The organism is Kitasatospora paranensis, assembly GCF_039544005.1.
Taxonomy (GTDB): Bacteria; Actinomycetota; Actinomycetes; order Streptomycetales; family Streptomycetaceae; genus Kitasatospora; species Kitasatospora paranensis.
The window spans coordinates 3113887-3129613 of record NZ_BAABKV010000001.1 but is presented as its reverse complement, the minus strand read 5'-3'; the positions used below and the strand labels follow the sequence as shown (position 1 = coordinate 3129613).

At 73.9% G+C, this 15727-nt stretch carries 14 protein-coding genes and 1 pseudogene; 9 read left to right on the top strand and 6 right to left on the bottom strand.

Annotation, left to right across the window (positions count from 1 at the left end):
* Positions 1-2 precede the first annotated feature (2 nt).
* The 4 genes from ABEB13_RS15270 to ABEB13_RS15255 form a co-directional block, all read right to left on the bottom strand.
* Positions 3-839 carry a patatin-like phospholipase family protein gene (locus tag ABEB13_RS15270; RefSeq protein WP_345705962.1) on the bottom strand — a complete coding sequence of 279 codons (837 nt, stop codon included), beginning with the start codon at positions 837-839 and terminating at the stop codon, positions 3-5.
* 213 nt (positions 840-1052) lie between these two features.
* Positions 1053-2381: an LLM class flavin-dependent oxidoreductase gene (locus tag ABEB13_RS15265; protein WP_345705961.1), complete on the bottom strand. Its 1329-nt coding sequence runs from the start codon at positions 2379-2381 to the stop codon at positions 1053-1055.
* 135 nt (positions 2382-2516) lie between these two features.
* On the bottom strand, positions 2517-2867 hold the full coding sequence (locus ABEB13_RS15260; protein ID WP_345705960.1) for a hypothetical protein: 351 nt from the start codon (positions 2865-2867) through the stop codon (positions 2517-2519).
* Complete coding sequence (locus tag ABEB13_RS15255; protein ID WP_345705959.1) at positions 2837-3646, bottom strand: ROK family protein; 810 nt, start codon at positions 3644-3646, stop codon at positions 2837-2839. Before ABEB13_RS15255 ends, ABEB13_RS15260 begins: the two co-directional genes overlap by 31 nt.
* Before the next feature lie 258 nt (positions 3647-3904).
* Between ABEB13_RS15255 and ABEB13_RS15250 the strand changes: the two are divergent.
* The 4 genes and pseudogenes from ABEB13_RS15250 to ABEB13_RS15235 form a co-directional block, all read left to right on the top strand.
* Positions 3905-6422, top strand: a pseudogene (locus ABEB13_RS15250) (ATP-binding protein); the annotation flags it as partial.
* Positions 6423-6489: 67 nt separating this feature from the next.
* Entirely contained in the window at positions 6490-7170 is a 681-nt protein-coding gene (locus ABEB13_RS15245) for a response regulator (protein ID WP_100890143.1), read from the top strand.
* Positions 7171-7275: 105 nt separating this feature from the next.
* Positions 7276-7686 carry an OB-fold nucleic acid binding domain-containing protein gene (locus ABEB13_RS15240; RefSeq protein WP_345705958.1) on the top strand — a complete coding sequence of 137 codons (411 nt, stop codon included), beginning with the start codon at positions 7276-7278 and terminating at the stop codon, positions 7684-7686.
* Positions 7683-8417, top strand: a complete 735-nt coding sequence (locus ABEB13_RS15235; RefSeq protein WP_345705957.1) for a DUF3159 domain-containing protein — start codon at positions 7683-7685, stop codon at positions 8415-8417. Before ABEB13_RS15240 ends, ABEB13_RS15235 begins: the two co-directional genes overlap by 4 nt.
* 72 nt (positions 8418-8489) lie before the next feature.
* On the opposite strand, the gene ABEB13_RS15230 is transcribed toward ABEB13_RS15235, so the two are convergent.
* Both ABEB13_RS15230 and ABEB13_RS15225 read right to left on the bottom strand, forming a co-directional pair.
* Positions 8490-9161 carry a potassium channel family protein gene (locus ABEB13_RS15230; RefSeq protein WP_100890145.1) on the bottom strand — a complete coding sequence of 224 codons (672 nt, stop codon included), beginning with the start codon at positions 9159-9161 and terminating at the stop codon, positions 8490-8492.
* Positions 9161-9829, bottom strand: coding sequence for a potassium channel family protein (locus ABEB13_RS15225; protein ID WP_345705956.1), 669 nt, complete (start codon positions 9827-9829; stop codon positions 9161-9163). The genes ABEB13_RS15230 and ABEB13_RS15225 overlap by 1 nt, the downstream gene beginning before the upstream one ends.
* Before the next feature lie 248 nt (positions 9830-10077).
* Between ABEB13_RS15225 and ABEB13_RS15220 the strand changes: the two genes are divergently transcribed.
* From ABEB13_RS15220 to ABEB13_RS15200, 5 genes are all read left to right on the top strand, one after another.
* Complete coding sequence (locus ABEB13_RS15220) at positions 10078-12132, top strand: APC family permease (RefSeq protein ID WP_345705955.1); 2055 nt, start codon at positions 10078-10080, stop codon at positions 12130-12132.
* Between the two features lie 416 nt (positions 12133-12548).
* Positions 12549-13868 carry a class I SAM-dependent RNA methyltransferase gene (locus ABEB13_RS15215; RefSeq protein ID WP_345709675.1) on the top strand — a complete coding sequence of 440 codons (1320 nt, stop codon included), beginning with the start codon at positions 12549-12551 and terminating at the stop codon, positions 13866-13868.
* Positions 13869-14092: 224 nt separating this feature from the next.
* Positions 14093-14326 carry a toxin-antitoxin system HicB family antitoxin gene (locus tag ABEB13_RS15210; protein ID WP_100890148.1) on the top strand — a complete coding sequence of 78 codons (234 nt, stop codon included), beginning with the start codon at positions 14093-14095 and terminating at the stop codon, positions 14324-14326.
* 29 nt (positions 14327-14355) lie between these two features.
* Positions 14356-14745 carry a fic family toxin-antitoxin system, toxin component gene (locus ABEB13_RS15205; protein WP_345705954.1) on the top strand — a complete coding sequence of 130 codons (390 nt, stop codon included), beginning with the start codon at positions 14356-14358 and terminating at the stop codon, positions 14743-14745.
* An 88-nt stretch (positions 14746-14833) separates the two neighbouring features.
* Positions 14834-15673, top strand: coding sequence for a putative RNA methyltransferase (locus tag ABEB13_RS15200; protein ID WP_345705953.1), 840 nt, complete (start codon positions 14834-14836; stop codon positions 15671-15673).
* Positions 15674-15727 lie beyond the last annotated feature (54 nt).

Here is a 15727-nt window from a genome sequence, read left to right as displayed (position 1 = left end):
TGTCAGGGGGTCGTCCACAGGGCCCGGACCTCGTCGGCGATCCGGCGGCCCTGGGCGAGTCCGGCCGCGGCCGACGGGGTTCGGACGGCCGGGTCGAGCGGGTCCGGGCCGAACGCGGCGCCCGAGGCGTCGTCGGGGGTGATCGCGAGGACGGCGGCGCCGCGGCCGGTGTGCGCGGCGAGCTGGGCGGCCAGCGCCTCGTCCGGGAGCGGTGCCAGCACGAGGACCCGGTCGCCGGTGGCGAGGTCGGCGTTGGCCGAGCTGCGGACGCCGCCGTCGACGTAGCGGCGCGTCCCGATGCCGACGGTGGGCCAGATCCCGGGGACGGCGCAGCTGGCGGCGACGGCGTCGACCAGCCCGACGCCTGCGGCCCGGTCGAGCAGGGCGGCCTCGCCGGTGTGCGCGTCCACGGCGACCAGGGTGAGGGGCCAGGCGGGCCAGTCGTGCGCGGGCAGCCGTCCGGCGATGACCTCGCGGCGGGCGGACTCGGGGACGGTGTCGGTGGCGAGGGCCAGCGCGCCGAGGTGCCGGCTGATCTCGGCCGGGTCGGCGGCCTTCTCGATGATCTCGGCCCAGGCCGTCATCAGGGCGATGACGGCGTCCGAAGGCGGCGTCAACTCGGTTGACTGCAAGGCCTCTTCGCTCTGCCGACGGTAGAGCTCGGGCAGGGCCAGGCCGCTGCCCAGCTGTGCGGCGACGGTGGCGCCCGCGGAGGTGCCGACCACGTGGTCGGCCGTCCCGGCGACGGTGACCCCCGCGGCCTCCAGCCCGGCCAGTACTCCGGTCAGCCAGGCGATGCCGGCCAGTCCTCCGCCGCCCAGTACCAGTGACCTCTGCATCGTCGTCCCACCCTCTCGTCGTGCGCGGCGGTGTGCCGTGCCCCCGGGTGGGCGAACGACCACGGCCTGCGGGGCGTTCCGCCGGCCCGCCCGTGGCCGGCCCCGCCCGTGACCGGCCCCGCCCGTGACCGGTGCCGCCGGGGACGGCGACGGGGCGGAGCGGTCGGGGGACCGCTCCGCCCCTCGGGCGGTGCCGGGTGGGGCCGCGCCGGTTCAGGCGGCGGCGGACCGGCGCCCGGCGGGCCGGGGAAGGCCGTAGTGCTCGCGCAGGGTGCGGCCGGTGTAGCCCTCGCGGAACAGCCCGCGCTTGCGGAGGATCGGCAGCACCTGCTCGACGAAGTCGGTGAGGCCGTCGGGGAGGATCGGCGGCATGATGTTGAAGCCGTCGGCCGCGCCCTCGGCGAACCACGTCCCGATGTGGTCGGCGACCTGCTCGGGCGTGCCCACGACGACCTGGTGTCCGCGCCCGCCGCCGAGCCGGCCGACGAGTTGGCGCAGGGTGAGGCGGTCGCGCTCGGCGAGGTCGCGGACGAGTTCGAAGCGGCTCTTGGCGCCGTTGATCTCGGTGACGGGCGGCAGTGGCGGCAGCGGTGCGTCCAGCGGGTGGTCGGTCAGGTCGACGCCGAGCACGCCGGAGAGCACCGAGATCGCCCGGGCGGGGTTGATGAGCTCGTCCAACTCCGTGTCCAGGCGGCGGGCTTCGGCCTCGGTGGAGCCGATCACGGGGACGACGCCGGGCAGCACCTTCAGCAGGCCGGGGTCGCGGCCGTACGCCGCGGCCTGCCGCTTGAGGTCGGCGTAGAACGCCTGGCCCTCGGCCAGGGTCTGCTGGGCGGTGAACACCGCTTCAGCCCAACGGGCCGCGAAAGCACGGCCGTTGTCGGAGGAGCCGGCCTGAACGAGCAGCGGGTGGCCCTGCGGGCTGCGCGGGATGTTCAGCGGGCCCCGGACGCTGAAGTGCTCCCCGGCGTAGTCGATCTCGTGCACCCGGCCGGGGTCGGCGAAGGCGCCGGTGGCCCGGTCCAGGAGCAGGGCGCCGTCCTCCCAGCTGTCCCAGAGCGCGGTGGCGACCTCCAGGAACTCGTCGGCCCGGCGGTAGCGGACGGCGTGCTCCTGGTTGGCCTCGCGGCCGAAGTTCTGGGCGGCCCGGTCGCCGGCCGACGTGACGATGTTCCAGCCGGCCCGCCCGTGGCTGATGTGGTCGAGCGAGGCGAACTGCCGGGCCAGATTGTACGGTTCGGAGAACCCGGTGGAGACGGTGCCGATCAGGCCGATCCGCTCGGTGACCACGGCGAGCGCGGTCAGCAGGGTGAACGGCTCGAAGTGGCTGATCAGGCCCCAGCCGCCGTCGGAGCGCGCCTCCACGCCGTCGGCCAGGAACACCGAGTCGAACGAGGCGGCCTCGGCCTGCCGGGCGAGGTTCTGGAAGTGGCCGATGTCGGCGGCGAGGGCGGGGTCGGTGCGGGGGTGCCGCCAGGCGGCCTCGTGGTGGCCGACGCCCATCAGGAAGAGGTTGAAGTGCAGTTGGCGGTTCTCGGGCATGGCGCACGGCTCCGGGCTCGGAGGGGACAGGGGCTCACCTGCCATCCTGTGGCGGCCCGCCGGGGCGGACAACGATTCGTCGGCAGGTGGAATTAATGCGGCGTTGACCGGGCGGCCACAGTGCTCGGGGCGGCTTCAGGAGGCCCGGGCGGTGCGGAGTTCCATGGGGCGCTGGAACACGCTGTCGAGCACGCCGGCGCAGGCCGCCACGGCCAGGATGTCCAGCCCGAACGAGCCGGCCGCGACCAGCCGGTCGGGGGCCGGCCGGGCGTGCGCCGACACCTGGGCCCGCAGGTGGGCGCCGAGGCCGGGGACGGCCGCCAGCCCGGCCTCGCTGACCACGAGCACCTCCGGGTTGAGGACGTCCAGCAGCAGGGCGGCGGCCGGTGCGATCGACTCCAGCCGCTCCTCGAACAGCCGGACGGCGCCGCGGTCGCCGTCGGCGGCGCGGGCCATCAGCAGGTCGAGGTCGGGCCGGTCGACCACCCCCGGCGCAACGCACGTTGCGCCAGGGCGCGGTCGGAGACGGTGGCCTGCAGGCAGCCCGTGCGGCCGCACGGGCAGCGCTCGGCGGAGCCGGGCACCGGCAGATGGCCGATGTCGCCCGCCCGGGAACGGCGGCCGCGCAGGACGGTGCCGCCGGTGGCGATGGCCGCGTCCACCACGTTCCCGACGAACAGCTGGACGAGCTCGGTGGAGCCCTGGCCCGCACCGAACAGCAGTTCGGCCATGGCCAGCGCGCGGGCGTGCCCGTCGACGTGCACGGGCAGCCGGGTGACCCCGGCGAGGGCGTCCCGGACGGCGACGTCCCGCCAGCCGAGCGGCCCGTGCTCCACCACGACGCCCCGTTCGGAATCGACCCAGCCGCCGGTCACCACACCGACCCCGAGCAGCGACCGCCCCGCGGCGCGTCGTGCGGTGAACCCCGGCAGGTGGCCGCGGACGGTCCGCAGCACGGCCGCGGCATCACCCTGGCGGGGGATCCGCTCGTGGGCGACCACCCGGCCGCGCAGGTCGAGCAGCGCGAAGGTCAGCCAGGGCACCCCGATGTGCACCCCGCAGGCCAGGTGGTGGCGGGTGTCGACGTCCAGCGGCAGTTGCGGGCGGCCGGCCCGCGGCGGGCCGTCGGGCGGCGGCAGCTCGCGGAGCAGGCCCAGGGCGATCAGGTCGGCGGTGTGCCGGGAGACCGCGGCGGCGCTGAGGCCGACGGCACGGCCGACCGCAGTCCGGGCCATCGGCCCGCCCGCCAGGACGGTCCGCAGCACCGCTCCGGCGCCACCGCCCTCGGCGGGCAGCGGTCCGCGGCCGAGTGCGGGGAGGCAACCAGGGAGAGCATGCGCTCGATGGTCCCAGCGCGGTGTTGCACGGGCGTGGCGGCGGCGTGAAGCCGTCCGGAGCCGTCAAGATGCCGCCAAGACCGCAGCTCGGCAGCGGTGATCGGCGGAACGCCGGCCGGATCGGCCGTAGTCTCGGAACCGGCGAACAGATGTCCGGGCAGGCCCGGACCGGACGGAGCGGGACGCATGGCGCGCGGCAGGCTGCGGATCCACCTCGGGGCGGCCCCCGGGGTCGGCAAGACCTACGCCATGCTCGCCGAGGCGCACCGCCGCCGGCTGCGCGGCACCGACCTGGTGGTCGCCTACGTCGAGGACCACGGGCGGGCCGCCACCGCCGCCCTGGCCGAGGGGCTGGAGACCGTCCCGCGCCGTGAGACCGCCCCCGCTACGGCGGCGAGCTCGACCTCGACGCGGTGCTGGCGCGCCGCCCGCAGCTCGCCCTCGTCGACGAGCTCGCCCACACCAACGCGCCCGGTTCGCGCAACGCCAAACGCTGGCAGGACGTCGAGGCGCTGCTGGACGCCGGCATCGACGTCATATCCACCGTCAACATCCAGCACCTGGAGTCGCTCGGCGACGTCGTCGAGGGCATCACCGGCGTCCGCCCCCGGGAGACCGTCCCGGACGAGGTGGTCCGCCGGGCCGACCAGATCGAGCTGGCCGACATGGACCCGGAGGCGCTGCGCCGCCGGCTGGCGCACGGCAACGTCTACCCGCCGGAGCGCGTCGACGCCGCGCTCGCGCACTACTTCCGGCCGGGCAACCTCACGGCCCTGCGCGAGCTCGCGCTGCTGTGGACGGCCGACCGGGTCGACGAGTACCTCCAGCGCTACCGTGCCGAGCAGGGCATCGAGGGCACCTGGCAGGCCCGCGAGCGGATCGTGGTCGGCCTCACCGGCGGCCCGGAGGGCGCCACGCTGATCCGGCGGGCCGCCCGGATCGCCGCCCGCGGCTCCGGCGGCGAGCTGCTGGCCGTCCACATCGCCCGCGCCGACGGTCTGGCCGGCAGCGGCTCGTCCCAGGTCCTGATCGAGCAGCGCACCCTGGTGGAGAGCCTCGGCGGCAGTTTCCACACGGTGCTCGGCGACGACCCGGCGCAGGGCCTGCTGGACTTCGCCCGCGGCGTCAACGCCACCCAGATCGTGCTCGGCAGCAGCCGCCGCAGACCCTGGCAGTACGTGTACGGGCCCGGCGTGGGCGCCACCGTCACCCGCGGCTCGGGCGACATCGACGTCCACATGGTCACCCATGAGCACGCCGCCGCCGGGCGCGGCCGGATCCCGATCCGCCGGATCACTGACCTCGGACGGACCCGCACCGTCGCGGGCTGGCTGATCGGCCTCGGCGGGCCGCTGCTGCTCGCCCTGGTCCTCACCCGCACGCACGGTCTCGGGCTCTCCACCGACATGCTGCTGTTCCTGTCGGTGACGGTCTGCGCGGCCCTGGTGGGCGGCCTGCTCCCGGCGATCGCCGCCGCCCTGGTCGGCTCCAGCGCCCTCAACTACTACTTCGCACCCCCGTGCACACCTTCACCATCGCCGCACCGGAGAACATCCTCGCCGTGGCGATCTTCACCGCGGTCGGGATCGCGGTCGCCACGGTGGTCGACGTGGCCGCCCGGCGCAGCCAGCAGGCCGCCCGCAGCCAGGCCGAGGCCCGCACCCTCAGCGCCCTGGCCGGCACGGTGCTGCGCGGCGCACCGACCGGCGAGGGCGTGCTGACCGCGCTGCTGGACCAGGTCCGGGAGGTCTTCCAGCAGGACGCCGTGGCGCTGCTGGAGCGCCCGGACGACCGCACCGCCTGGCGCGGCACCGCGACCGTCGGCGAACGGCCGCCGGCCGCCCCGGAGGACGGCGACGTCGACGTGCAGGTCGGCGACCACCTGGCCCTGGTGCTGCGCGGCCGGGTGCTGCCCGCGGAGGACCGTCGGCTGCTGGGCGCGTTCGCAGCGCAGGCCGCCGTGGTCCTGGAGCGCCGCCGGCTCGCCGGCGAGGCCGCCGCGGCCCGCCGCGAGGCGGAGGGCAACCGGATCCGCACCGCGCTGCTCGCCGCCGTCTCGCACGACCTGCGCACCCCGCTGGCCGGCATCAAGGCCGCCGTCACCTCGCTGCGTGCCGAGGACGTCGAGTGGGACGAGGCCGACGAGGCCGAACTGCTCGCCGGGATCGAGGACGGCGCCGACCGCCTCGACCACCTGATCAACAACCTGCTCGACATGAGCCGGCTGCAGACCGGCACGGTGACCCCGCTGCTGCGGGACACCGACCTGGACGAGGTCGTTCCGTACGCGCTGGGCGGGGTCCCGCTCGACGCGGTCACGGTGGACGTCGCCGAGTCGCTGCCGATGGTGCGCGCCGACGCCGGCCTGCTGGAGCGCTCGCTCGCCAACCTGGTGGAGAACGCCGTGAAGTACCGGCCGGCCGGCACCCAGGTGCTGGTCAAGGCGGACGCCGTCCGCCCGGCGCGCGGCCCCGGCCGGGTCGAGCTGCGGATCGTGGACCGCGGTCCGGGCGTGCCCGAGCACGCCCGGGAACGGATCTTCGCCCCGTTCCAGCGCTACGGCGACGCCCCGCGCGGTGCCGGCGTCGGCCTCGGCCTCGCGGTGGCCCGCGGGTTCGTCGAGGCGATGGGCGGCACCGTCACCGCCGAGGACACCCCCGGCGGCGGGCTGACCATGGTGGTCGCCCTGCCCCTTGCCGACGGGCAGGGCGACCACCACGGCCGGCCCGCCCCGCACCCGACCGATCCCCCGACCGAAAGGCGGAACCCGTATGACCCGGGTCCTCGTCGTGGACGACGAGCCGCAGATCGTCCGCGCCCTGGTGATCAACCTCAAGGCCCGGGCGTACGAGGTGGACGCCGCCTACGACGGCGCGCAGGCCCTGGAGCTGGCCGCCGCGCGCCACCCCGACGTGGTGGTGCTGGACCTCGGCCTGCCCGACATGGACGGCGTCGACGTGATCCGGGGGCTGCGCGGCTGGACCCGCGTCCCGATCATCGTGCTGTCCGCCCGGCACGCCTCCGACGAGAAGGTCGAGGCCCTCGACGCGGGCGCGGACGACTACGTCACCAAGCCGTTCGGCATGGACGAGCTGCTGGCCCGGATGCGCGCCGCCGTCCGGCGGGCCGAGCCGGTCGCCGAGGACGGCGTCGCCGTGGTGACCACCGACACCTTCACCGTCGACCTGGCCGCCAAGAAGGTCAACCGGGACGGCACCGACGTCCGGCTCACCCCGACCGAGTGGCACCTGCTGGAGGTCCTCGTCCGCAACTCGGGGAAGCTGGTCGGCCAGACCCAGCTGCTCCAGGAGGTCTGGGGCCCCGCCTACCGCAAGGAGACCAACTACCTGCGGGTCTACCTCGCCCAGCTGCGCCGCAAGCTGGAGGCGGACCCGTCCCACCCCCGGCACTTCGTCACCGAGCCCGGCATGGGCTACCGGTTCGAGCCCTGAGCACCCGGCGGGGGCCCGGCCGTCGGTCCCGACCGCCGGGCCGCGACCGACGGCCGCGACCTGCGGCTCTGCCGCGGGCCCCCGCCAACCGGTAGCCTTTCCGCTATGAGTGGTGACATCCGCAGCGAGCAGCCGCAGGGGCGCTTCCGACGCATGCTGAACCGCCTCACGTCCTCCTCCGAGGAGCTGGAGGCCGAGGAGCTGCGCCAGGACACCGCCGAATCGGGCTGCACCCCGATCGCCCGGGCCGGCGACCGCGAGGTGGTCACCGTGGCCGGGACGCTGCGCACCGTGACGCTCCGCCCGCGGGCCGGGGTGCCCGCCCTGGAGGCCGAGCTCTTCGACGGCACCGACGCGCTGGACGTGGTCTGGCTCGGGCGCCGCTCGATCGTGGGCATAGAACCGGGCCGGCGGCTGATCGCCACCGGCCGACTCAGCCATGCGCGCGGCCGTCGCGTGCTGTTCAACCCTCGCTACGAGCTGCGTCCGGTCGGACACGGGAGCGAATCAGCGTGAGCAACCTGCCCGGCGGCGATTCCGCCGCCACCACCGCCCGCCTCGCCGACGCGGACCTGCCCCCGGACATCCCCGGCGAGGACACCGAGGCGCAGCGGGCCGCCGCCTCCAAGGAGGCCGCCGACACGGTCATCCAGGCCTTCGGCGGCGTCCGCGGCATGATCGACATGACCCTGCCCGGCCTGGTGTTCATCGTGGCGTTCAACGTCACGCACCAGGTCGCCACCGCCGCCTGGTCCGCGCTGGGCCTGAGCGCGCTGTTCGTGGTCGTCCGGCTGTTCAAGCGGGAGACCATCCAGCACGCGTTCAGCGGCGTGTTCGGCGTGGCGATCGGCGCCTGGATCTCCATGAAGACCGGCAAGGCGGAGAACTTCTACCTGCCCGGCCTGCTGTACAGCGTCGGCTACTGCCTCGCGCTGGCGATCTCGGCGCTGGCGCGCTGGCCGCTGATCGGCGTGATGCTCGGCCCGATCACCGGCGAGATGTTCACCTGGCGCAAGCAGAACCCGGGCCGGCTGGCGGCCTACACCAAGGCGACCTGGGCCTGGGTGCTGATCATGGGCGTCAAGCCGGTGATCCTCTTCCCGCTGTACTTCACCGGCAACGTCAACCTGCTCGGCTGGATGAAGGTCGCGCTCGGGATCCCGCCGATGCTGCTGGCGATGTACGTCACCTGGCAGATCCTGCTGAAGGCGCCGCCGCCGATCAAGGCGCAGATCGACGAGGAGTGACCGTCCCCGGACGGTGGAACACGGGAGGGGCCGTACCCGGCGGGTACGGCCCCTCCCGTTCCGGTGCGGTGCCTACTGGGCGCCGGAGCCCGCGGAGAGCAGGGTCTCCAGCTCCTCCTCGCGCTCCTGGGCGGCCACGAAGAGCAGCTCGTCGCCGCCCTCCAGGGTGTCGTCCTTGCCCGGGACGAGCACCCGGCCCTCGCGGATGATGGTCACCAGCGCGGTGTCGGCCGGCCAGGCGACGTCGCCCACCCGGGTGCCGACCAGCTCGGTGTCGGCCGCCAGGGTCAGCTCGACCAGGTTGGCGTTGCCCTGGCTGAAACGCATCAGCCGGACGAGGTCGCCGACGCTGACGGCCTCCTCGACCAGGGCGGACATCAGGCGCGGCGTCGACACGGCGACGTCCACGCCCCAGGACTCGTTGAAGAGCCACTCGTTCTTCGGGTTGTTGACGCGGGCGACCACCCGCGGCACCCCGTACTCGGTCTTCGCCAGCAGCGAGACGACCAGGTTGACCTTGTCGTCGCCGGTGGCGGCGATCACCACGTGGCAGCGCTGCAGGGCGGCCTCGTCCAGCGAGGTGATCTCGCAGGCGTCGGCCAGCAGCCACTCGGCCATCGGTACCCGCTCCACGGAGATGGAGTTCGGGTTCTTGTCGATCAGGAGGACCTCGTGGCCGTTCTCCAGCAGCTCGGCCGCGATGGAGCGGCCGACGGCGCCGGCCCCGGCAATGGCGACTCGCATCAGTGACCAGCCTCCTCGGGGCCCTGCGCGAACGCGGCCTCGACCGCGCTCAGGTCGGTGCGGCGCAGCGTGACGTGCACGAGGTCGCCCTCCTGCACCACGGTCTGCGGCGTCGGCAGGATGCCCTCGCCCACCCGGGTGACGAACGCCACGCGGACGCCGGCGGCCTCCTCCAGGGCGCTGAGCTTGTGCCCGATCCAGGACGGCGCGTAGGCCACCTCGGCGAGCTGGATGCTGCCGCTCGGGTCCTGCCACAGCGGCTCGGAGCCGCTCGGCAGCAGCCGGCGCAGCATCTGGTCGGCCGTCCAGCGGACGGTGGCGACGGTGGGGATGCCCAGGCGCTGGTACACCTCGGCGCGGCGCGGGTCGTAGATCCGGGCGGCGACGTGCTCCACGCCGAAGTTCTCCCGGGCGACCCGGGCGGCGATGATGTTGGAGTTGTCGCCGCTGGAGACGGCGGCGAAGGCGCCCGCCTCCTCGATGCCCGCCTCCCGCAGGGTGTCCTGGTCGAAGCCGACGCCGGTCACCCTGCGGCCGTTGAACCCCGAACCGAGCCGGCGGAACGCCGTCGGGTCCTGGTCCACCACGGCCACCGAGTGGCCCTGTTTCTCCAGGGCTCTCGCGAGGGCCGAGCCCACGCGGCCGCAGCCCATGATGACGATGTGCACGGTTCTTTACCTCACCCGGTCCGTTGGGGTCATGACCTGCGCAAACACCGCTCATCATCCTTCCGCACCCCCGGTTTCGGGGGTGAATCGTCGTCTTCGCCTTCAACCCGGCGAACCAGGTCATCCGAGTGCTGCCCGGATTCCCTGTACCCGTAACGCTAGCCGGTCCGCCGAACACAGTCTCGACCAAGGGGGGCACCGGCCGTCGGAGTCCGCGTCGGCAGCCCCTACCATTCCTTGCTGTGCCTATGCCTGCCGATCTCCCGAAACGCATCCTGATCGGGCGAGCGCTCCGCAGCGACAAGCTGGGGGAGACGCTCCTCCCCAAGCGGATCGCGCTGCCCGTGTTCGCCTCGGACGCGCTGTCCTCCGTCGCCTACGCCCCCGAGGAGATCCTCCTCACCCTGTCGCTGGCCGGAGCGTCCGCGATCCACTTCTCCTGGCAGATCGGCGTCGTCGTCGCCATCGTGATGCTCGCGGTGGTGGCGTCCTACCGGCAGAACGTCCACGCCTACCCGAGCGGCGGCGGCGACTACGAGGTCGCCACCGTCAACCACGGGCCGAACTCCGGCCTCGTGGTGGCGAGCGCCCTGCTGGTCGACTACATCCTCACCGTGGCGGTCTCCACCACCTCCGGCGTGGCCAACGTGGTCTCCGCGGTGCCGGCGCTGCGCGGCCACGAGATGGTCCTCTCGGTCTTCCTGGTCATCGTCCTCATGGGCATGAACCTGCGCGGCGTCCGGGAGTCCGGCAGCGCGTTCGCCGTCCCCACCTACGCCTTCATGATCGGCGTGATGGGCATGGTCCTGTACGGACTGGTGCGCCACTTCGTTTTCGGCGCCTCGATGCCGGCCGAGAGCGCCGGGTTCCACCTGGCCGCCACCCCGGGCAACGAGTCGCTGGCCGGGTTCGCGCTGGTCTTCCTGCTGCTCAAGGCGTTCTCCTCGGGCTGTGCGGCGCTCACCGGCGTCGAGGCCATCTCCAACGGCGTGCCGGCCTTCCGCAAGCCGAAGAGCAAGAACGCGGCGACCACGCTGCTGCTGATGGCGAGCATCGCCGTGGTGATGTTCATGGGCATCATCTACCTCGCCCACCTCACCAAGACCCAGATGGCCGAGAACCCGGTCGAGCAGCTCGCCGGCGCGCCGGCGGGCTACCACCAGAAGACGGCGCTCGCGCAGATCAGCGAGGCGGTCTTCTCGAACTTCACGCCGGGCTTCTACTTCATCGCCGCCGTCACCGGCCTGATCCTGGTGCTCGCCGCCAACACCGCCTTCAACGGCTTCCCGGTGCTCGGCTCGATCCTCGCCCAGGACCGCTACCTGCCGCGCCAGCTGCACACCCGCGGCGACCGGCTGGCGTTCTCCAACGGCATCATCCTGCTGGCCGGTGCGGCGATCCTGTTCATCGTCGCGTTCGGCGCCGACCCCAACCGGCTGATCCAGCTGTACATCGTCGGCGTCTTCGTGTCGTTCAACATGAGCCAGTCCGGCATGATCCGGCACTGGACGCGCCTGCTGCGCACCGAGACCGACGCGAAGAAGCGCGCCCACATGCAGCGCAGCCGGGCGATCAACACGTTCGGCCTGATCATGACCTCCGCGGTGCTGATCGTCGTCCTGGTCACCAAGATCGGGCACGCCTGGATCGCCATAGCGCTCATGGTCGTCCTGTTCGTGATGATGAAGGCGATCCGCCGCCACTACGACCGCGTCTCGGCCGAGCTGGTCGCCGCCGAGGAGCCCGAGGACGCCACCCCGCCCACCCGGGTGCACGCCATCGTGCTGGTCTCCAAGCTGCACAAGCCCGCCCTGCGCGCCCTCGCCTACGCCCGGCTGGCCCGGGCGCAGACCCTGGAGGCGGTGACCGTCAACGTCGATCCGGTGGACACCGAGGCCCTGCGCAAGGACTGGGACGAGCGCGCCATCGACGTGCCGCTGAAGGTCCTCGACTCGCCGTTCCGCGAGATCACCGGCCCCGTCCTGGAGTACGTCAAGAGCCTGCGCCGCAACAGCCCGCGCGACGTCGTCGCGGTCTACATCCCGGAGTACGTCGTCGGCCACTGGTACGAGCATCTGCTGCACAACCAGAGCGCGCTGCGCCTCAAGGGCAGACTGCTGTTCAAGCCCGGAGTCATGGTGACGTCCGTACCCTGGCAGCTGGAGTCCTCCGAGCGGCGCAAGCCGCAGAAGGCGTGGTCGGCACCGGGTGCCGTCCGCCGCGGCGAGCCCAGGCACCAGATGCCCCGGGCGTCCGAGAACCGCGACTCCGCCACGCACAGCAGCAAGGACGGATCCCCGTGACCCGCAACAACCCGCCCCGTTCCTCCGGCAAGGGGGCCGGGCAGTCCGGCAAGGGCGCCGGAAAGGGCGCCGGCAAGTCCGGGCGCTCCGGCGCCCGGCCCGGGCAGGTCGCCCACCCCCGGTGGAGCAACCGGACCGAACGGCCGGCCGCCACCGACCGCGAGGGTTACAACGCCTTCACCGCGCCGAAGGCGCCGGCCGAGCAGGCCCCGCCCGTCCAGGCCGCCCCGGCGGCGTCGGAGCGCGCCGCTGCCGCGCCCGCCCGCAGCGCCGGGAAGGGCCGCGACGGCGAGCGCCCGCGTGGTGGCGACAAGGGCCGCCAGGGCCGTCAGGGCGGCCCGCAGGACGCCGCCGCGGCGCGCCCGCGCAAGCAGGCCGTCCGTCCGCCCAGGGCGGCGCGAACGGCCGAGCCCGTCCTGCGGACCCCGTCCGGCGATCCGCTGGTCGGCGAGCGGTACGAGGTCGAGGTCGGTCCGGTCGCGCACGGCGGCGGGCACTGCGTGGCCCGGCACGAGGGCCGGGTGCTGTTCGTCCGGCACGCGCTGCCCGGCGAGCGGGTGGTCGCGGAGGTCACCGAGGGCACCACCACCTCGCGCTTCCTGCGGGCCGACGCGGTCGAGGTGCTGGAGCCGTCCAAGGACCGCATCGCCGCCCCGTGCCCGTTCTCCGGCCCCGGCAAGTGCGGCGGCTGCGACTGGCAGCACGTCACGCCCGGCGGCCAGCGCAAGCTCAAGGGCCAGGTCCTCACCGAGCAGCTCGCCAAGCTGGCCGGGCTCACCCCGGCCGAGGCCGGCTGGGACGGCTCGGTCGAACCGATCGGCGGCAAGCTGCCGGCCGGCGAGGTCCCGGCCTGGCGCACCCGCGTGCAGTACACCGTCGACCCGTCGACGGACCGGGTCGGCCTGCGCAAGCACCGCTCGCACGACGTGCAGCCGATCGACCGCTGCCTGATCGCCGCCGAGGGCATCACCGAGCTGGGCATCGAGTCCCGCCCGTGGCCGGGCGTCGCCGCGGTGGAGGCGGTCGCCGCCACCGGTTCCTCGGACCGGCAGGTCATCCTGCGGCCGGTGCCCGGCGCCCAGCTGCCGCTGGTCGAGCTGGACCAGCCGGTGTCCATCTCGCGCGTGGACGAGCAGGACCTCTTCCACCGGGTGCACGGCCGCACCTTCGTCCGCGAGCGGGCGGCCGGCCGTACCTGGCGGGTGTCCGACGGCGGCTTCTGGCAGATCCACCCGCAGGCCCCGGACATCCTGGTGGACGCCGTGCTCGACGGCCTCGACCCGCAGTGGGGCGAGATGGCGCTCGACCTGTACTGCGGTGTCGGACTGTTCGCCGGCGCGCTCGCCGACCGGGTCGGCGAGGAGGGCGCGGTGCTCGGCATCGAGTCGGGCAAGCAGGCCGTCCTCGACGCCCGGCACAACCTGGCCGCCCTGGAGAACGTCCGGATCGAGTGCGACCGGGTGGAGAGCCTGCTCCCGCGGACGGGGATCACCGCCACCGACCTGATCGTGCTGGACCCGCCGCGCTCCGGCGCCGGCCGCGAGACCGTCGCCCACCTGGTCGGCCTCTCCGCGCGCCGGATCGCCTACGTGGCCTGCGACCCGGCGGCGCTCGCCCGCGACCTGGCCTTCTTCCGCGAGGGCGGCTACCGGCCGGTCTCGCTGCGGGCCTTCGACCTGTTCCCGATGACCCACCACTTCGAGTGCGTGGCGATCCTGGAGCCGATCGCGGGCTGACCGGCCCGGCCCCGGCCGAACCGTCGTCACCGGCGGGCGTGGAAGAACGACTTCCGCGCCCGCCGTTGTCGTTCCCGGGCGACCCCGGGCGACCCCGGGACGGGCGCCGCCCGCGGGTGCTGGTTTCCGGTGAGGCCTGAACGGACATCTGAGGGGAGCGGGCCCGGCGCGGGCGGCCGGAATGCGCCCTTGCTGTGCTAGCACCCCAGCGCTAGCTTGAAGGCATGACCAAGAAGCAACTCAACGTCCGGGTGGACGCCACCACCGCCGAAATGGCCCGGGAGCGGGCCGAGCAGCAGGGGATCAGCATGAACCAGTACATCGAGCGCCTCGTCCAGCAGGACATGGGCGAGGCGGGCCGGCTCTTCGTCGACGCCGCCGCCCAGTTCATGAAGGAGTACGAAACGGCCTTTCTGGCCGAGTTCGGCGAGCCCGGAGCCCAGGATGTGCGCCGTTGAAACTTGAGGTCGACCTGTCATGGCTGCTCATGACCGCTGAGCAGTACACCCCCGGCGACCCCCAGGTCACCGACTACGGGTCCCTGCTCGCCGCGGTCGCCCGGCACCAGGCCGAGATCTTCGACATCGCCGTCTACCCCGAGCCGCACGACCGCGCGGCGGCCCTGATGCACCAGCTGATCCGCATCCCCTCGCTGGAGCGGAACAACGAGCTGTTCGCCACCGCCGTCGCGTACGCGTACCTCGTCGCCAGCGGCTGCACGGTGGCCACCACGGCCCGGGAGGTCCGCAGCCTCGCCCGCGCCATCCGCGAGGGCAAGCTCGGCGTCAGCGGCGTCGCCGAACGCCTCGGCGCCTGGGTCGTCGAGGAACCCGAGGAGGAGGAGGTCAGCGGGGACGACGACGAGGACTCGGACTGACGGGCACCCGCACGGAGGCGGGGCACCGGGCACGGACCGACTCGTTAGGCTTGGGGCCGCCACCACCGACCCCGAGGAACGGCCCACGTTGCTGCAGGACATCGAGCACCACCTGGCCTGCCCGCACTGTGCCCGGCCGCTCGCCCTCGACACGCGCACCCTGCGCTGCCCCGCCGGGCACAGCTTCGACCAGGCCCGGCAGGGCTATGTCAGCCTGCTCGCCGGCGACGCCCATACCGGTACCGGCGACACCGCCGCCATGGTCGCCGCCCGGAGCGACTTCCTCGCCGCCGGCCACTACCGGCCGATCGCCGACGCCCTCGCCGACGCCGCGGCCGCCTGCACCCCGGCCCGCGATGCCGACGGCCTCGTCGCCGACCTCGGCGCCGGCACCGGCTACTACCTGGCGCACGTGCTCGGCCGCCTCGACGGCCCAGCGGGCGCCGCCCTCGACATCTCCAAGTACGCGCTGCGCAGGGCCGCGAAGGCCCACCCGCGGATCGGGGCCCTGGTCTGCGACGCCTGGCGCCCGCTGCCGCTCCTGGACGGCACCGCCGACCTCGTCCTGAACGTCTTCGCCCCGCGCAACGGACCGGAGATCCGCCGGGTGCTGCGCCCCGGCGGCAGACTCCTCGTGGTCGCGCCGACCGGCCGCCACCTGCGCGAACTCGTCGCCGGCCTCGGCCTGCTCTCGGTCGACGACGAGAAGGAGCGCCGGATCGACGACAAGCTCGGCCCCTGGCTGGCGCCGCTGGAGCGGACCGAGGTGGAGTTCACGCTGCGGCTGTCCCACGCGGACGCCTCGGCGGTGGTCGGCATGGGCCCCAATGCCTGGCACACCGACCGGGACCGGCTCGCCGCCGCACTCGGCGCGCTCCCGGAACCGGTCGAGGTCACCGGCTCGGTCCGGCTGTCCGTCTACGGCTGACGCGCCGTTCGCCGTTCGGCGCTCGGGCCGGCGCTGGGTGAGCACTGCGCCGAG